1 protein-coding gene is annotated in these 243 nt (G+C 46.9%); it reads left to right on the plus strand.

Translation table 11 applies throughout. The features are described 5' to 3' along the window. Positions 1-243, plus strand: a 243-nt coding sequence (locus ACFILW_RS11040; RefSeq protein WP_375685859.1) for a hypothetical protein, incomplete at both ends; no start/stop codon positions are given.

Here is a 243-nt window from a genome sequence, read left to right on the forward strand (position 1 = left end):
TGAAAAAGCAAGATTGACCAGCTATATCAAAACCTTTTTACCAGGTGGTGCAACCTTTACACTCGAGATGCAACTGGATGATGGTGCTTTCACCCCTTTGAAATTAGAGGAAACAGAGCAACTCGCTGAACCGCTTTGGACAGAGCGCAAATTTATCAGTAGTGATAAAGGCGCCAAACAAGCGCGCTTGAAACTCACGCTTACCGGTGGACCAGCAGCGCGGTCAATGGTGTGTGATTTTGG

Source organism: Bartonella sp. TT110JLCBS, assembly GCF_042193405.1.
Taxonomy (GTDB): domain Bacteria; phylum Pseudomonadota; class Alphaproteobacteria; order Rhizobiales; family Rhizobiaceae; genus Bartonella.